At 72.9% G+C, this 16,147-nt stretch carries 14 protein-coding genes; 9 read left to right on the forward strand and 5 right to left on the reverse strand.

Features of this window, described 5'->3' with window-relative positions; all coding sequences use genetic code 11:
- Positions 1–327: 327 nt before the first annotated feature.
- Both K1X13_RS04575 and K1X13_RS04580 read left to right on the forward strand, forming a co-directional pair.
- Positions 328–1,368: a medium chain dehydrogenase/reductase family protein gene (locus K1X13_RS04575; RefSeq protein ID WP_221023810.1), complete on the forward strand. Its 1,041-nt coding sequence runs from the start codon at positions 328–330 to the stop codon at positions 1,366–1,368.
- A 307-nt stretch (positions 1,369–1,675) separates the two neighbouring features.
- Positions 1,676–2,014, forward strand: coding sequence for a hypothetical protein (locus tag K1X13_RS04580; RefSeq protein ID WP_221023811.1), 339 nt, complete (start codon positions 1,676–1,678; stop codon positions 2,012–2,014).
- Positions 2,015–2,023: 9 nt separating this feature from the next.
- On the opposite strand, the gene K1X13_RS04585 is transcribed toward K1X13_RS04580, so the two are convergent.
- On the reverse strand, positions 2,024–2,962 hold the full coding sequence (locus K1X13_RS04585) for a cation diffusion facilitator family transporter (protein WP_221023812.1): 939 nt from the start codon (positions 2,960–2,962) through the stop codon (positions 2,024–2,026).
- A gap of 86 nt (positions 2,963–3,048) precedes the next feature.
- Between K1X13_RS04585 and pcaD the strand changes: the two genes are divergently transcribed.
- The 3 genes from pcaD to K1X13_RS04600 all read left to right on the forward strand — a co-directional run bounded on the left by pcaD (position 3,049) and on the right by K1X13_RS04600 (position 6,776).
- Entirely contained in the window at positions 3,049–3,834 is a 786-nt protein-coding gene (pcaD, locus tag K1X13_RS04590) for a 3-oxoadipate enol-lactonase (protein WP_221023813.1), read from the forward strand.
- A gap of 13 nt (positions 3,835–3,847) precedes the next feature.
- Positions 3,848–4,387: a 2'-5' RNA ligase family protein gene (locus tag K1X13_RS04595; RefSeq protein WP_221023814.1), complete on the forward strand. Its 540-nt coding sequence runs from the start codon at positions 3,848–3,850 to the stop codon at positions 4,385–4,387.
- Between the two features lie 301 nt (positions 4,388–4,688).
- The gene (locus tag K1X13_RS04600) at positions 4,689–6,776 is read left to right on the forward strand and encodes a VldE C-terminal domain-containing protein (protein ID WP_221023815.1); all 2,088 of its coding nucleotides are present in this window, start codon (positions 4,689–4,691) and stop codon (positions 6,774–6,776) included.
- A gap of 59 nt (positions 6,777–6,835) precedes the next feature.
- Here the strand turns inward: K1X13_RS04600 and K1X13_RS04605 are convergent, their stop codons facing one another.
- From K1X13_RS04605 to K1X13_RS04615, 3 genes are all read right to left on the reverse strand, one after another.
- Positions 6,836–7,543 (reverse strand): CPBP family glutamic-type intramembrane protease, encoded by a 708-nt coding sequence (locus tag K1X13_RS04605; protein ID WP_308249395.1) that lies wholly within the window; start codon positions 7,541–7,543, stop codon positions 6,836–6,838.
- A complete protein-coding gene (locus K1X13_RS04610) occupies positions 7,540–8,445 on the reverse strand; it encodes an NAD(P)H-binding protein (protein ID WP_221023816.1) in 906 nt (301 codons plus the stop codon). The genes K1X13_RS04605 and K1X13_RS04610 overlap by 4 nt, the downstream gene beginning before the upstream one ends.
- Positions 8,446–8,557: 112 nt before the next feature.
- Positions 8,558–9,937 carry a GH1 family beta-glucosidase gene (locus K1X13_RS04615; protein WP_221023817.1) on the reverse strand — a complete coding sequence of 460 codons (1,380 nt, stop codon included), beginning with the start codon at positions 9,935–9,937 and terminating at the stop codon, positions 8,558–8,560.
- Between the two features lie 81 nt (positions 9,938–10,018).
- Here K1X13_RS04615 and K1X13_RS04620 point away from each other — a divergent pair, with 81 nt between their 5' ends.
- Entirely contained in the window at positions 10,019–10,798 is a 780-nt protein-coding gene (locus K1X13_RS04620; protein ID WP_221023818.1) for a pirin family protein, read from the forward strand.
- Between the two features lie 21 nt (positions 10,799–10,819).
- On the opposite strand, the gene K1X13_RS04625 is transcribed toward K1X13_RS04620, so the two are convergent.
- Positions 10,820–12,580: a diadenylate cyclase gene (locus tag K1X13_RS04625; RefSeq protein ID WP_221023819.1), complete on the reverse strand. Its 1,761-nt coding sequence runs from the start codon at positions 12,578–12,580 to the stop codon at positions 10,820–10,822.
- Positions 12,581–12,809: 229 nt separating this feature from the next.
- Here K1X13_RS04625 and K1X13_RS04630 point away from each other — a divergent pair, with 229 nt between their 5' ends.
- From K1X13_RS04630 to K1X13_RS04640, 3 genes are read left to right on the forward strand one after another with little or no spacing between them, the layout of a single operon-like run.
- On the forward strand, positions 12,810–13,244 hold the full coding sequence (locus K1X13_RS04630) for an Hsp20/alpha crystallin family protein (protein ID WP_221023820.1): 435 nt from the start codon (positions 12,810–12,812) through the stop codon (positions 13,242–13,244).
- Positions 13,245–13,254: 10 nt separating this feature from the next.
- Positions 13,255–13,470: a DUF1918 domain-containing protein gene (locus K1X13_RS04635; protein ID WP_221023821.1), complete on the forward strand. Its 216-nt coding sequence runs from the start codon at positions 13,255–13,257 to the stop codon at positions 13,468–13,470.
- A 16-nt stretch (positions 13,471–13,486) separates the two neighbouring features.
- Entirely contained in the window at positions 13,487–16,099 is a 2,613-nt protein-coding gene (locus tag K1X13_RS04640; protein ID WP_221023822.1) for a cation-translocating P-type ATPase, read from the forward strand.
- Positions 16,100–16,147 lie beyond the last annotated feature (48 nt).

Consider the following 16,147-nt stretch of genomic DNA (forward strand, 5'->3'; position numbering starts at 1 on the left):
ACAGCGGGGTGGGCAGCCCAAAATAGAGCGTCCCGCCGAGCACCTGGACCGAGTCTGGCCTGACACCGATCCTGACCGGAATCTTCTAGTAGCCCACAATGACGCACGAACGGCCGAAGACGCGACCGCGCTGCTTTACGCCATAGAACGCCAGTCAGGCAGGACCATCGTCCCTAGCGGCCAGGGCCAATCGGCGCTGGAGTGGAACGGTAAACGCCGCGGCACCGCCCCAGAACGCCATCGAAGCGAGAGGCGAGTGGGTGGGCACGAAGCCGCTGGATCGGATGGGCGGCGCAGACATCTGTTGCCTGTTGGTTGGAGAAGGCCATGAAGCGTGTGGTCGTGGAGCACTACGGCGGGCCAGAGGTCTTGAGGGTGGTGGACGAGGAGGATCCCCGACCGGGTCCGGGTGAGGTTCGCGTCCGGGTTCTGGTTGCGGGCGTGTCGTTCACCGACGCGCTCTTACGCGCCGGGGCGTACTTGGGAGGTCCTAAGCCGCCGTTCACGCCCGGCTACGAGCTGGTCGGCATCGTCGACGAGCTCGGTCCGGGCTGCGCGAGGCTCAAGGAGGGAGATCGAGTCGGCGCTCTGACCGTGTGGGGCGCCAACGCCGAGCTGGTCTGCGTGCCGGAGAAGTACGCGGTCGAGGTCCCCGACGATCTCGACCCGGCCGAAGTAGTGAGCCTGATCTTCCCGTACATGACCGCCTACCAGATGCTGCACCGGACGGCGCGAGTCAGCAGCGGCGAGACGGTGCTCGTGCACGGCGCTGCCGGCAGGGTGGGAACTGCGGCCCTCGAGCTGGGAGCCGTGGCCGGGCTTCGACTCTTCGGCACCTGCGCGGGCGAAGACAAGGCCGCAGTCGAGCGGCTCGGGGCGGTGGCGATCGACTACAAGAGAGAGGACTTCCTGGCTCGGGTGCGGGAGCTGACCGGCGGTGAAGGCGTCGATGTCGTGCTGGACGGCATCGGTGGCCAGGTGGCGCTGCGCTCCTTCCGCGGGCTGCGACTCGGGGACCCAGTCAAAGGAGATCCCGGCGGCCGGCTCATCACCATGGGCAACTACAACACGATGAGCCACGGGCACAAGAGCTGGCAAGGATGGCTTGAGTGGTGGCCGGCGACCGTGCTCACTGTTCTTTGGGGCACCCTTTCGCCTCGCAGGAAGGTCATGGGATACCGGGTACAGAAGCTGCGGATCGGTCATCAGGGTTGGTTCGCGGAGGACTTCCAGGCGCTGCTCAAGCTGCTCCGCGAGCGCAGGATCCACCCGGTCGTGGCGGAGCGCATACCTCTGTCCGAGGCTCGTCGTGCGCACGAGCTCCTCGACATCTCGGCGTCGAAGGGCAAGCTCGTGCTGGTGCCGTAAGCGGGCGAGGATCGGACCCGATGACGCTCGACGGACAGCCAGCTCCAGACTCCGCCGCGTCTGACGGAACGGGCGGCTGTCGAGGAACCTATATCTACCGATCGCGGAACATGGCCTGCCGCATGGCAGCTCAGTGCTTCCAAGCATGACACGGCCCCGGTCGTGGAGCAGTCGGTCCCCTAGCCGCGACCTCGCGCCGTTCGAAGACCTCCTGCAAGTCGGGGCTCGTGCTTTGCGTCGTGGAGGTCACGACCGGCGCGTGGTGGCCGGAGCGCTCTGCCTCGGGGCGCCGTGTCAGGCTTGGCCCATGTCCGCGAGCAGCCCCCGTCCCCGCAAGCACCTGATGACCCCGGGGGCTCCGCGCCAGCAGCGGGCGGACTCGATGAGCCTCTCGCGGGTGCAGAAGTGGGTGATGTCGACGCTGGCGGTGACCACCATCGGTCACCTCGCCGCGGGGCTGGTGCTGGCCGCGATGTACGTCGACGAGGACCGCCTCGACGCCCGGATCGGCCTGCTGGTGATCGCGGGCGCCTTCGGCGTCATCTCCGTGGTGGTGGCGCTGCTCATCCACGGCCGGAAGCCGCTCAGCCCCTGGCTGGCCCTGGGCCTGCTGCCCACCGCGGTCGGGGCGTTCCTGGTCTTCTGAGCGGCAGAGCTAGTCGTGCGTGACCTCGCCGAGGTCCTCGTGCTCCCGGTGTGACTCCGGCTCGATCTGGAACGTCGTGTGCGCGACCTCGAAGTGTCCCGCGACGCAGTCGCTGAACTCGTCGAGCAGCGATCCCACGCCGCGTTGGGCGAGCACCGCGTCGGTGACCGTCACGTGCACCGACAGCGACGGCATCCCGCTGGTGATCGTCCACGCGTGCAGGTCGTGCACGTCCACCACGCCAGGGACCTCCCGCAGGTGCTCCCGGACGGCGGTGAGGTCCACGTGCCGGGGCGCCGCCTCGAGCAGGACGTCGACCGCCTCCCGCAGCAGGGTGAAGGACCGGGGCAGTATCAGCGCCGCGATCAGCAGCGACACGATCGGGTCCGCCCGGGTGAACCCGGTGGCCAGGACCACCACTGCGGCGACCACGACGGCCACCGAGGTGAGCAGGTCGCTGAGCACCTCCAGGTAGGCGGCCCGCATGTTGAGCGAGGACTCCCGGCGCCGGGCCAGCACCGCCAGCGAGGCACCGTTGGCGACGAGTCCGACCGCGGCGAACCCGAGCATGAGCCCGCCGTCCACCTCGACCGGGTCCAGCAGCCGCCGTACCCCCGACCAGGCCAGGTAGGTGCACACCACCAGCAGCACCACCGCGTTCACCAGCGCGGCCAGGATCTCGGCGCGGTGCAGGCCGAACGTGCGGCGCGACGTGGGCGGCAGCGCGGCGACGTACGACGCGGAGAGGGCCAGCGCGACCGCCGCGCCGTCGGTGACCATGTGCCCCGCGTCGGCGAGCAGCGCGAGCGAGCCGCTGAGCCAGGCGCCGACCAGCTCGACCGCGACCACCAGCACGGTCACGGCGAGCACCAGCTTCAGCCGGCCACGGTCCTCGGCCCGCCCGGCGGCGTGCCCGCCGACGTGCCCGTGGTCGTGTCCGGCGCCCATGCCGGGATCCTAGCCACGCCGCTCCCCGACGCCCCGGGCCGGCGACGACCCTCGCCAGCGGCGTCCGCAGTGGCTACGTTGTCCCGGTGAGTCCAGAAACCGTTGCACTCAACCACTACACGTCCGGCGACCCCGATGCGCCCGCCGTCTTCCTCGGCGCCTCGCTGGGCACCACGCTGTCCATGTGGGACTCCCTCGCGGACCACCTCGCGCACCGCTACCACGTGGTCCGCTTCGACACCCGCGGCCACGGCTCCTCGCCGGTCCCGCCCGGGCCGTACACGATGCGGGCCCTCGCCGCCGACGTGGTGGCCCTCGCCGACGAGCTCGAGATCCGGCGGTTCGCCTACGTCGGCCTCTCCCTGGGCGGGGCGATCGGGCTCACCCTGGCCGTCGAGCACGGCGACCGGCTCACCTCGCTGGTGCTGTGCTGCACCGCCGCGAAGTTCGGCGACCCGTTCACCTGGCTCGACCGCGGCGCCCGCGTCCGCGACGAGGGGATGCGCTGGCTGGTCGACGCCACCCGCGAGCGGTGGTTCACCCCCGAGTTCCTCCGCGAGCACCCGCGCGAGGCCGACGACGTCCTGCGGATGCTCGGCGACACCGCGCCCCAGGGGTACGCCGCGTGCTGCGACGCGCTCGCGGCGTACGACCTCTCCGACCGTCTCGGCGAGGTGAGCACCCCGACCCGCCTGATCCTCGCCGCGCAGGACCCGGTGACCCCGCCGGAGGCCGCGCGTCCGCTGGTCGAGGGGATCGCCGGTGCCGACCAGGTGGTCATCGACGGCGCCGCGCACATCGCGAACATCGCCCGGCCCGACCGCTTCAACGCCGCCGTCGCGGAGCACCTCGACCGCACCGTGCAGGAGTGAGGGCGGCTCGACGATGGCGCACTCGCTGCTGATGATCCCGGTGCCCGAGGCCGAGGACGTGGTGCGCCCCCGGCTCGCCCGCCGGTCCCCCGCCCACCTCCCGGCCGGGCCCGAGGGCGAGGAGGTGGTCGTCGCCCACGTGACCCTGCTCGGGCCGTTCGCCGACCTCGCCGCCCTCGACGACGGCGTGCTCTCCGAGCTGCACACGTTCTTCGGCGACGTGGTCCCCTTCGGCTTCGAGCTCACCGGGGTCTCGCAGTTCCCCGACGGGGCGACGTACCTGACCCCCGAGCCCGCGGCGCCGTTCCACCAGCTCACCCTCGAGCTCGCCCGCCGGTTCCCGGAGTACCCGCCCTACGAGGGCGCCTTCGACGACGTGGTCCCGCACCTGAGCGTGCCGCTGCCCGACGACGAGGACCCGGACGCGCTGCGCCACCACCTCGCGCGGCGCCTGCCGATCCGGGCCTACGCCCGCGAGGCGGTCCTGTACTGGTGGGAGCCCGGCGCGAGCCGGGTGCTCGAGACCTTCCCCTTCGGCACGACCGCCGCCTGACGCGGTCGCCGCGCCCCCTCCCACGGGGGCTCCGGCCGACGGTTCCGACCGGCGGCTCCGACCGGGCCGACACCCCTCCCGCCCCACAGGTCACACGGGCCCCGAGCCGGGCGCAACCTTCCACGATGGCACCGAATGTGCCGAAAGCCCGAACAACACGCCCAAAGCGGACCTATGCTCCCGCTGACGGTTTTACCTTTTTTGACCCTTATGGGTGCAGGTGCCCGTCCTGTCCGACCGTCCGCCGACGCACGAGAGCCCCGCCCCGGACCCGCACCCAGACCCCGCACCTGGACCCGTCATGCACCTGCCGCCCGCCCGCCCGCTGCCGAGACTCCTCACGCTGCTCGCCGCCCTCGTGGCGCTCAGCCTCGTCTCCTCGACGCCCGCGTCGGGCATCCCGATCGAGGACTACCCGCAGTACGTCCCGCAGAGCACCTGCAGCCCCACCCCCAAGCGGGGGACGGTGATCCTCGCGGAGTACCTGGTGAAGCGGTACCCCGGCTCGGGATCCTCCGGGATCGCCCGCTCGTGCACCGCGTCGGGCACCTCCGAGCACAAGGAGGGCCGCGCGTTCGACTGGCGGCTCAGCGCGGAGAAGGGGCGCGACCGCCGGTACGCCACGCACTTCCTCAACCGGCTCCTCGCGACCGACGGGTTCGGCAACAAGGCGGCCCTCGCCCGGCGGATGGGCGTCATGTACGTGATCTGGAACGACCACATCTGGTCGGCCTCCTCGCACTACGCCAAGCGGTCCTACCTGCACAGCGCCTGCGCGACGGTGAAGGGCTGCGGGGTCACCCTGCGGCACCGCGACCACATGCACATCTCGCTGACCTGGGCGGGCGCCCGGGCCCGGACGAGCTGGTACGACCGCCGGAAGGGCGAGACCACGACGCCGGTCGCCACCCCGAAGCCGGCCCCGAAGCCGAAGCCGGCGCCCAAGCCCGCACCGAAGCCGAAGCCCAAGCCCAAGCCGGCCGCCAAGCCCGACCCGGAGCCGGCCCCCAAGCCCAAGCCCGCGCCGAAGCCCGAGCCGAAGAGCGACGACAACGTCCTGGACCTCCGGCGGCGCCCCTACGCGCGCGTCGTGGTCCCCGCGGACGGGACCACCACGGTCACCTCGTTCAACCTGCGCGAGGGCGCGTCGTACAAGCTGACCGCCGCCGGTCTCTACAGCTACGGCGCCCCGGACGAGGTCGCCGACCCCGTCTGCGCCTGGGCCCGGCGGTCCGCGCAGTGGTCGGCCACCCCGGGCCGAGCCCGGAAGAGCACGGGCTCGCTGGACCTGAGCGTCAACGGCAAGCGGGTCTTCGGCAGCGCCTGCAGGACCCGCGGCCACGCCTACACCGCCGCGTTCACCGCGACGGCGTCCAAGCCGCTGCGCCTGCGCGTGGTCAACCAGCGCCGCGAGGCGTCGGGGTCGCTGGTCGTGGTGGTCTCCCGCCGCGGCACGGACGTGTCCCGCGCCCTCCCGTCGTACCCGTCGCTGGTCCCGGCGCCCGCCGCGACCCCGACCGCGCCCCGCGGGTACGGCCTGGTCGCCGAGACCGTCACCGTGCCCGCCGACGCCGACGGCGTGTGGACCAGCAAGGCGACCGAGCCCGGGGCGGAGTACCGGCTGACCGTCTCCGGGGTCGCCGACCTCGGCGGCGGCGTGCGCACCGACGGGCAGTGCCTGTGGACGCGCGGCGCCTGGTACCCCTCGGCCTCGATGGACCTGCGCGTGCCCGGAGAGGACCACGGCAACCTGTACGTCGACGGCGTGCCGTTCTCCGGCGCCCCCGCGTCGCCCGGGGACACCTGCGCGAGCCGCACCCACGCGGCGACGTACACCGCCGACGCCGACGGCCGGCTGCGCCTGGCCCTGTGGGACCCGCTCGGCCGCAGCGGCAACTCCGGCGCGCTCACCGTGCGCGTGCAGCGGCTGACCGCGCTCGCCGAGCCCACCGCGGCCCCCTCGGAGCGGGTGCGCAAGCGCCGGCCCGAGTGGAGCCAGGGACACGACTGGTTCCAGGTCGGCACCGACCGCCCCGAGGGCACGGTCTCCACGATGAAGCTGCGCCGGGGCGAGCGGGTGCAGGTCACCGTCCGCGGCACGCAGCGCTCCAACGGGTACGACGCCGACGCGACCTGCGTGCGCACGGCGGCCGGCTGGCTGCCACGCGACCCGGAGAACACCCTGGCCCAGGACCCGCTCGAGCTGTGGGTCGACGGGCAGGAGGTCCGCTGGCGCGCCCTGGGTCGCTTCGAGACCTGCTCGGAGGACGTGCACAGCTACACGACCTGGTTCACCGCCACCAAGAACGGGCCGGTCCGGCTGGCCGTGCTCGACCTGGACCACCGGGACAACAAGGGCACGTTCGACGTCACCCTGCTCCGCGACTGACCGGTGCGCCGGCCGGCGGGCCTCCGGGACTCACGACCCGGCGGCCGCGGCCGGCGGGCTCAGGCCAGCGCGGACATCAGCGGCGGCAGGATCAGCAGCATGCCGAGCGACCAGGTGACGTGGGTGAGCATCGGCGCGAGCACGCCGCCGCTGACCCGGCGCTGGGCCCCGACGAGCAGGCCGAGCAGCAGCGCGGCGAAGACGAGCATCACGTTGCCGGTGGCGACGGTGGTCAGCGTGTAGACCACCGTGGTCACCAGCACCGGCCGGCGTACCCCGACCGCGGCGTAGAGCGCGCCGCGGAAGAAGAGCTCCTCGGCCAGCCCGTTGACCAGCGTGATCAGCGCGATCAGCGGCAGCGAGCCGTAGCGGGCGTGGTCGAGGACCGTGTCCACGCTGGCGCTCAGCAGCGGCACCTGCGCGACCAGCAGCGCGCCGACGGTGAACACCGCGACCGCGACCAGGCCCAGCGCGATCGGCTGGACGACCGGGCGGTGCAGCCGGGACGGGCCCTGGATCCAGCCCGCGTGCAGCGGCCCGGAGAGGAAGGCGCCGACGACCCAGGTCGCCGCCAGCCCGACGGTGAGCGCGTAGAACACCGGGTCGCCCGGGCGCACCGCCAGCGACAGGCCGAGCAGCGTCGCACCGACGGCGAGGGTGACCCCGGCGACGATCCGGCGACGCCGGAACGCGTGGTCGGGCTCCCAGTGGTCACGCTCGACCGGCAGGACCAGCGAGCTGTGCACCAGCCGGCCGAACCAGCTCACACCGCCTCGCCCGCGCGGAGCCGGTCCGACAGCGCCACCCGGACCATGTCGTCGTACCCCATCGGCTCGAACGGCACGACCTCGCGGATCGTGTCGTCCTTGACCACGACCTCGTTGTCCATCGACTCGATCAGGTTGCGCCCGGTGGCGGTGTCCACGTCGGTCACGAACGACAGCCACCGCGACGAGAGCTCCGGGGTGAGGACCGGCACCACCACGATGGGCACGTCGCGGCCCTGCTGGATCTTCGAGGCCCGGCGCAGCATGTCGCGGTAGCTGAGCACCTCGGGCCCGCCGATCTCGAACACCCGGCCCAGCGCGTCCGGGTTGTCCAGCACGCCGACCAGGTAGCGGACCACGTCCTGGAGGGCGATCGGCTGGGTGCGGGTGGCGACCCACTGCGGCGCCACCATCGCCGGGAGGTTCTTCACCAGCTGGCGGGTGATCTCCCACGAGATGCCGCCGTGGCCGACCACGATCGCCGCGCGGAGCACGGTGACCGGGACGCCGTCCGAGCCGAGCAGGCCCTCGACCTGACGGCGCGAGCGCAGGTGCGGGGAGAGGTCCTCGGTCTCGTCGCCGAGCCCGCCCAGGTAGACGATCTGGCGCACCCCGGCCTCCGCGGCGGCGGCGCTGAAGGCCCGCGCGGCCTCGGCGTCCTTCTCCACGAAGTCGGCGGAGTCGAGCGAGTGCACCAGGTAGTAGGCCGCGTCGACACCCCGCATCGCCTCCACCAGGCTGTCCGGGTCGGACACGTCGGCCCGGACCGGGGTGCCCGCGCCGTCGTACCTCTCCGGCCGGCGGGTCATCGCCCGGACGTCGTGGCCCTCCTCCTCGAGGGCGCGTGCGAGGTGCGAGCCGACGAAACCGGACGCGCCGGTGACGAGCACGGTGAGGGCCATGTCCACCTCGTTCTGGTCTCGGTCTGGGAGCCGGGCCGCGGGAGGCGGACCGGGTACCTCCGATTCTGCCCAGCGGCCCAAGACTCATGCGGACGGAGCGGTCCGCCCGGGGTCACCCCTCCGGGGACGTCCGGTTCTCCGCGACCATCCGGGCGAACCACGCGTAGGAGTCCTTGGGCGTACGGCGCTGGGTCTCGAAGTCCACGTGCACCAGCCCGAAGCGCTTGGTGTACCCCTCGGCCCACTCGAAGTTGTCCAGCAGCGACCAGGTGAAGTAGCCGCGGACGTCCACCCCGGCCGCGATCGCCTCGCCCACCGCCCGCAGGTGGCCGTCGAGGTACTCGATCCGCCGCCGGTCGTCGACCCGGCCCGCGGCGTCGGGCGCGTCGTCGTACGCGCAGCCGTTCTCGGTCACGAAGACCGGCGGCAGCAGCCCGTCGTACTCGTGCTCCATCATCACCAGCAGGTCCCGCAGGCCGCCGGGAACCACCGGCCAGCCGAAGTCGGTGCGCGGGTACCCCTCGACCGGGAGCACCACGAACGGCAGCCCGTCGAGCCGTTCGGGCGCCTCCGGCGGCGCGGGCGTGGAGGGGCCGGCGACCCGGGTCGGGTTGTAGTAGTTCACGCCGTAGAAGTCGACCGGGGTGCCGATCGTGCGCAGGTCGTCCTCGACCGGGCCGGGCATCAGCGCGTCGAAGCCGACCGGGTAGCTGCCGCGCAGGACCGGGTCGGAGAACAGCCGGTTCCACAAGGTGGCGTACGACGCGGCCGCCTCCTTGTCCTCGGCGCTGTCGCTCGCCGCGAGCACGGGGGTGTGGTTGGTCGCGGTGCCGATGCTCTTCCCGTTCACCGCGCGGAGCGCCTGCACGGCCCGGCCGTGGCCCAGCAGCAGGTGGTGCGCGGCGGGCAGCGCGTCGAACATCAGCCGCTTGCCGGGGGCGTGCCTGCCGAGGCCGTAGCCGAGCATGGTCACCACGTTGGGCTCGTTGACCGGGACCCAGTGCGCCACCCGGTCCGCGAACCGCATGCCGACGAGCGTGGCGTACTCCGCGAACCGCTCCGCGGTCTCCCGGTTCAGCCAGCCGCCGTCGTCCTCGAGCGGCTGGGGCAGGTCCCAGTGGAACAGCGTGGCCATCGGCGCGATGCCGCTCTCGAGGAGCTCGTCGAGCAGCCGGTCGTAGAACGCGAGCCCCGCGGCGTTGGCGCGGCCGCGGCCCTCCGGCTGGATCCGCGACCAGGAGATCGAGAACCGGTAGGCGTCGAGGCCGAGGCCCTTCATCAGCGCGACGTCCTCGGGGTAGCGGTGGTAGTGGTCGCAGGCCACCGCGCCGCTGCTGCCGTCGGCGATCCGGCCGGGCTCAGCGCAGAACCGGTCCCAGACGCTGGGGCCCCGGCCGTCCTCGTCGACCGCGCCCTCGACCTGGTACGACGCGGTGCTGGCTCCGAACACGAAGCCGTCGGGCAGATGCGGGTACTCGCGGAGGTCGGCCATGCCGTCCACCCTGACAGGTTTTCCGCAGCGACCCGGAGGGCCGCCGGAACAATCCGGACGCGCGCGAGGTTGACGCTGGGCATGAGCACCCTGCAGACGCCGGCCCCGCGGATCGACGTACGGCGGGCGGCCGACCGCTTCACGACCAAGGTCGACTGGCTCGACTCCAAGCACTCGTTCTCGTTCGGCCACCACTACGACCCGGCCAACGTGGGCCACGGGCTGCTGCTGGTGAACAACGACGACGTGGTCCGGCCCGGGGCCGGGTTCGACACCCACCCGCACCGCGACATGGAGATCGTGACCTGGGTGATGCGGGGCAGCCTCGTGCACCAGGACTCCACCGGCCACTCCGGGGTGATCTACCCGGGGCTCGCGCAGCGGATGAGCGCGGGGACCGGGATCCTGCACTCGGAGAAGAACGACGCGTGGCGGATCTCCGACGCCCATGCCGAGCACGACGAGCCGGTGCACTTCGTGCAGATGTGGGTGCTCCCCGACGAGTCCGGCACCACCCCGGGGTACGAGCAGCTCGAGATCGACGACGAGCTCATGCGCGGCGACCTCGTCCCGGTCGCCTCGGGGATGGACAAGCACGCGGGGAACGCCGCGATCCGGATCCAGAACCGGTACGCCGCGCTCTACGCGGCACGGCTCGCTCCCGGGCGCAGCGTGACGCTGCCGGAGGCGCCGTACCTGCACCTGTTCGTGCCGAAGGGCAGCGTCGAGCTCGAGGGGGCCGGTGCCCTCGGCGAGGGGGACGCGGTGCGGTTCACCGCCGTGGGCGGCAACGCGGTCACCGCGACAGGGGACGGCGCCGAGATCCTCGTGTGGGAGATGCACGCCGCCATGCGCGGCTGACCCCGCCCGCCGGGTGGGCGGTCAGGCGGAGAAGAAGGACTCGTTCATCCGGGGGTCCGGGGCGAATGGGACCACGGCGAGGCGCATCCCGGTCTGCTGGAAGCGCTGCTGCTCGACCCGGGCGACCACCTGGTTCGCACGGTTGCACTGGCTCTCCGACAGGTAGAACGCGAACACCCGCAGCCGCTCCCGGGCGGCGTAGAAGCTCTCCAGGTTCACGTCCTCCGCGCCGCCGATCGTCTCAAGGTCGTACAGCGCCTGTTCCACGTCCTCCGGGCGGACCCGCGGCGCGAGCTCGGGGTGGACGTCGATCATCCCGTCCTCGGAGACGATCACGATCAGGCACGGCGCGGAGGACGCCGCCGTGTAGCGGACCGCGGAGTTGTACCGCGCGCCGCGACCCGGGTCGCCGACGCCGGTGGCGATGCCGTCGAGGATCACCCCCACCGCGTGGCAGGTGCCGTCCGGGGTGAGCAGCACGGCGCCGTCGATCTTGGTCAGGGAGCGCAGCAGCGCGCTGTCGATGGTCTGCGGCTCGATCGCGAGCGCCTGCGGGGCGAGCCGCTTCGCCTCCTGCGCGGCGGCCGTGGTCACCACGAGCATCGTGCCCTTGGACTGGCCGACCGCGGTCTGCGCGAGCCGCCAGATGGAGCGGATGTTGTCGTCGCTGACGCTCGCGAACACCCGGCGCATCGAGTCCACGAAGAGCGACGGCGACATCCGGGGACGGGGCAGCTGGGGGTGCCCGTTGGCCACCCGCAGCAGCGGTGAGCCGTGGTGGGACATCATCCAGATGCCCTGCTCGATGATGCTGAACCGGAAGACGTCCTCGGTCGACCCGTCGTACTCGGGCGACACCCCGCCGAGTCCGTAGATGGTGGTGCCGTCCACGAGCAGGCTCAGGTCCGGGCCGCTGATCTCGAGCAGCTTGCGGAACTGCAGCCGCTCGCGCACCGAGATCGGCACGCGCAGCCGGACCGCGACGTCGACGTGCGGGTGCCCGTCGGAGGCGAGGATCACCGAGCCCGCGCCGGCCCGGCCCTCGTACGCCGTGGAGGCGAGCGCCTCGAACGAGTCGAAGAGCCCCTTGGCCAGCGTCTCGCCGGCGATCATCGCGGTGGAGAACACCAGGTGGTTCGCGGAGCGGCGGATCGCGTCGGTGGGGACGTCGTCCTCGAGCGGGGAGATCGTCCGCGGCGGCTTGGCCGCGAGCAGCGCGTGGGTCGCGGTGCGGAGCAGCTCGCTGATGATCCCGTGCGCCAGGGAGACGGTGAGCGGGACGCCGTCGATCGAGGACGTCTCGAGCCGGGGCAGCGCGTCGATGTTCTCGCTGTCCACCGACAGCACCGGGTGCACCTCGAAGTCCCCCACCGGCGCCGACTGCCCGACGAAGAACGTGCGGCCCTGCCCGGCCGGCGCCTGCTGCATCGCCGCCTCGACCGCGGCGGCGCGGGCGGTGTCGCGGAAGTACTCGTGCCGCGCCTCGTGCATCTCCTCCGACGGGAACCGGAGGTCGTGCACCGGCGACTCCTCGTAGCGCCGCTTCGCGTCGATGCTCACCTCGGCGAAGTCCGCGGCGGTGAACCGCCGGGCCAGCCCCTCGCGCGCCTCGAGCCGCACCTCCGCGGGGTCGACACCGTCGGAGGGGAAGCCGACCAGGAACGCGTCGGGCGAGAGGATCGCCCCGATCTGGTCCAGCGCCCGGTCCGCAGCACTGTCGAGCGAGATGCGGAAGTGGTGCTGGAACCCCCACATCGTCTGGCTCGGCGACGGGTCGCTCATGTGCTGGTGTCCTCGGTCCGTACGGCGGTCTCCCGTCGGGGTTCCCCGCGCCGAGAGGTGCAAACACGGCCATCATCCCCACCTTCGGCGGGCCTGAAAACCGGCCGGGGCCGTTGTCTCGGACGGCGGGACCTTCGCCCCTGTGCCGCTTCTCCCGGCCGAGAGAGCCTGAAGGTGGAGGGGCGCGCACAACCTTGAGACGAATGCCCTGTCCGGAAAGGAGAAACCCATGGCCACGGTTGCACGTCGGACACCGAGTCCGGTGGCGGAGATGCTCGAGTGGCTCGGGTCCAGCAGCCCGTTCCACACCCCGTTCGACGTCCACAACGTGGGCCTCGCCCCATTCGTCCGGGTGGAGGACTACATCGAGGACGACAGCTACGTACTGCGGGCCGAGCTTCCCGGGATCGACCCCGAGAAGGATGTCGAGGTCACCGTCGAGCACGACATGCTCACGATCTCCGGCGAACGTCGCGAGGAGACCAAGGACAAGAACCACCGGGAGTTCCACTACGGCGCGTTCAAGCGGGCCGTGGCGCTGCCGGCGGGTGCGAAGACGGACGCGATCACCGCGTCGTACGACAACGGGGTCCTCCTGGTCCGCGTTCCGCTGGGCACCGAGGAGGCCTCCAGCGTCAAGATCCCGATCCAACGCTCCGAGTGAGGAGACCGCGGTGCACGCAACAGTAGGCGACCGGCTCATCGTGCGAGGAACGCACGTCGACGACAGCGAGCGTGACGGCGAGATCCTGGAGGTCCGCGGTGAGGGCGGGACCCCACCGTTCGTCGTCCGCTGGTCCGACACCGGGCACGAGGCGCTGGTGTTCCCCGGTCCTGACGCGACCGTCAGGCCCGCCGGGCATCCGCACGAGTCCGGTTCGCCGGGGTGAGCCGCGGAGCCCTCCGATGAGCCTGACCGCCGCCGGCCTCAGCACCGAGGAGGCCGAACGGCGGTCGGCCACGGAGGGACCCAACCGGCTGCCCCGACCACCCAGACCCGCTCCGCTCCGACAGCTCGCACGGCAGTTCACGCATCTGCTGGCGGTGCTGCTCTGGGTGGCGGCGGGCCTGGCGCTGCTCGCGGGGCTCCCGCCGCTGGCGGTGGCGATCGTCGCGGTGGTGGTGCTGAACGCGGTGTTCGCGTTCGCGCAGGAGCACCGCGCCGACAAGTCCGCCGAGCGGCTCGACGCCATGCTGCCCACCAGCGTGCGGGTACGTCGGGACGGGGTGCTGTGCACGGTCGACGCCGCCGACCTGGTCCGCGACGACCTGGTCGTCCTCATCGCCGGCGACCGGGTGGCGGCGGATGCGCGCCTCGCCGTCGCCCACGCCCTCACGCTCGACGAGTCCCTGGTCACCGGGGAGAGCGCGGCGGTCCCCCGCGCGACCGGGGAGACCGTGCTGGCCGGGACGTTCGTGGTGCAGGGCGAGGCGGAGGCGGTCGTCACCGCGATCGGGTCCGGCACGGTCATCGCGGGGATCTCCGCACTGACCCAGCAGGCCACCAGGCCGCCGAGCCCGCTCACCGTCCAGCTGAACGGCGTGGTCCGCGTGGTCGCCGTGATCGCGATCGCCACGGGGGTCGGGCTCGGCGTCGCCGGACTGCTCCTGGGCCTGCACCCGACGGACGCGTTCCTCTTCGCGGTCGGGGTCACCGTCGCGCTGGTCCCCGAGGGGCTGCTGCCCACCGTCACGCTGTCGCTGGCCCGGGGCGCCCAGCTGATGGCGGGGCGCAACGCGCTGGTCCGGCGGCTCGACGCGGTGGAGACGCTCGGCGCGACCACCTTCATCTGCACCGACAAGACCGGCACCCTGACCCAGAACCGGATGGCCGTGGTCGAGGTGTGGACGCCGGCCGGGACGGTGACCCTCGACCCGCTCGGCTACACCCCGGAGGCGGTGCACCACGGCGACCCGGTCGCGGTCGAGCTGATGCGCCGGGCGGCGGACGGCGCCGCACGCTGCGTCACCGGCCGGGTGGTCCGCCGCGCGGGCGGCTGGACCGCCGAGGGCGACCCGATGGAGGCCGCCCTGCACTGCTGGGCGCTGAGCCTGGGCTGGGACCCCGGACGCGGCCGGGTGCAGCTGCGGCAGCCGTTCACCGCCGACCGGCTGCTCAGCTCCGTGGTGGTGGACGGGGTCTCCCACGTCCTGGGCGCGCCCGAGGCCGTGCTGAGGCGGACCCGCGTGGTTCCACGTGGAACAGAGGACCACCTGCACGCGATGGCCTCCCGCGGCCGCCGGGTCGTCGCCGTCGCCCGCCGTACCTGGCAGCCCGACGACGGACCCGAAGCGGCCGAGACCGACCTCGAGCTGCTCGCGCTCGTCGGCCTCGAGGACCCGCCCCGGCCCGACGTCGCCGACTCGCTGGCCTCCTGCCGCACCGCGGCGATCCGGGTGGCCATGGTGACCGGCGACCACCCCGCCACCGCCGCGGCGATCGCCCGCGAGGTGGGCCTGCTCCGGCCGGGCGGGATCGTGCTCGACGGGGCGTCGCTGCCGGCCGACGACGCCGAGCTCGGCGCGCTGCTGGACAACGGCGACGGTGCGGTGGTCGCCCGGGTCACTCCCGCCGACAAGCTCCGGATCGCCCGGGTGCTGCGCGAGCGCGGGCACGTCGTGGCGATGACCGGCGACGGCGTCAACGACGCGCCGGCGCTGCGGGAGGCCGACGTCGGGGTGGCGATGGGGGCGAGCGGCAGCGACGTCACCCGCGAGGTGGCCGACCTGGTGCTGCTCGACGACCACTTCGCCACGATCGTGGCCGCGGTCGAGCTCGGCCGGGCCACGTTCAGCAACGTGCGCCGGTTCCTGACCTACCACCTCGCCGACAACGTCGCCGAGCTCGCCCCGTTCGCGCTGTGGGCGCTGACCGGGGGACAGCTCCCGCTCGCGATCGGCGTGCTTCAGGTACTCGCCCTCGACATCGGCACCGACATGCTCCCGGCCCTCGGCCTCGGCGCGGAGCCCCCCAGCAAACGGGTGATGCGCGGTCCGGCGCACGTCGGCTCGCTGGTCAACGCCGCCCTGCTGCGACGCGCGTTCGGCGTGCTCGGCGCCGTCGAGGCGACGATGTCGATGCTCGCCTTCACCACGGTGCTGGTGCTCGGCGGCTGGGCCTGGGGCGAGGCGCCCGGCGCCGCGTTGCTGGCCACGGCCTCGGGTACGGCGTTCGCCGCGATCGCGGTGGGCCAGATGGCGAACGCGTTCGCGTGCCGGAGCAGCTCGGTGCCCGCCTGGCGGCTGCCGTTCCGGTCCAACCCGCTCGTGCTGGCGGCGGTCGGCGCCGAGGTGCTGCTGCTCCTCGTCTTCGTCGGGGCGCCGTGGGTGGCGGACCTGCTCGGCGGCTCGTGGCCCTCGGGGACCGGCTGGGCGATGGCGGGCTCGACCGCCGTGGTGCTGCTCCTCGCCGACGGCGGGCACAAGTGGTTCAGGGGGCGCGGGAGGCGCCGGCGCGCGAGCCCGGGGTCCCACGTGAGGGTGGGCGCGAGGCCGGTCGTGCGGTCGGGCGGCAGGTGAGGCGGCGGGTCCGCCGGCAGGACAGGAGGCAGGGCCGGCGGCACCAGG

It is taken from the genome of Nocardioides jiangsuensis (assembly GCF_019679455.1).
GTDB lineage: Bacteria > Actinomycetota > Actinomycetes > Propionibacteriales > Nocardioidaceae > Nocardioides_C > Nocardioides_C jiangsuensis.

Coding starts and splice junctions, on each gene's coding strand:
- K1X13_RS04630 (WP_221023820.1), top strand. CDS start 12,810: ATGGCCACGGTTGCACGTCGGACACCGAGTCCGGTGGCGGAGATGCTC.
- K1X13_RS04595 (WP_221023814.1), top strand. CDS start 3,848: ATGGCGCACTCGCTGCTGATGATCCCGGTGCCCGAGGCCGAGGACGTG.
- K1X13_RS04610 (WP_221023816.1), bottom strand. CDS start 8,445: ATGGCCCTCACCGTGCTCGTCACCGGCGCGTCCGGTTTCGTCGGCTCG.
- K1X13_RS04600 (WP_221023815.1), top strand. CDS start 4,689: ATGCACCTGCCGCCCGCCCGCCCGCTGCCGAGACTCCTCACGCTGCTC.
- K1X13_RS04620 (WP_221023818.1), top strand. CDS start 10,019: ATGAGCACCCTGCAGACGCCGGCCCCGCGGATCGACGTACGGCGGGCG.
- K1X13_RS04580 (WP_221023811.1), top strand. CDS start 1,676: ATGTCCGCGAGCAGCCCCCGTCCCCGCAAGCACCTGATGACCCCGGGG.
- K1X13_RS04640 (WP_221023822.1), top strand. CDS start 13,487: ATGAGCCTGACCGCCGCCGGCCTCAGCACCGAGGAGGCCGAACGGCGG.
- K1X13_RS04615 (WP_221023817.1), bottom strand. CDS start 9,937: ATGGCCGACCTCCGCGAGTACCCGCATCTGCCCGACGGCTTCGTGTTC.
- K1X13_RS04625 (WP_221023819.1), bottom strand. CDS start 12,580: ATGAGCGACCCGTCGCCGAGCCAGACGATGTGGGGGTTCCAGCACCAC.
- K1X13_RS04585 (WP_221023812.1), bottom strand. CDS start 2,962: ATGGGCGCCGGACACGACCACGGGCACGTCGGCGGGCACGCCGCCGGG.
- K1X13_RS04575 (WP_221023810.1), top strand. CDS start 328: ATGAAGCGTGTGGTCGTGGAGCACTACGGCGGGCCAGAGGTCTTGAGG.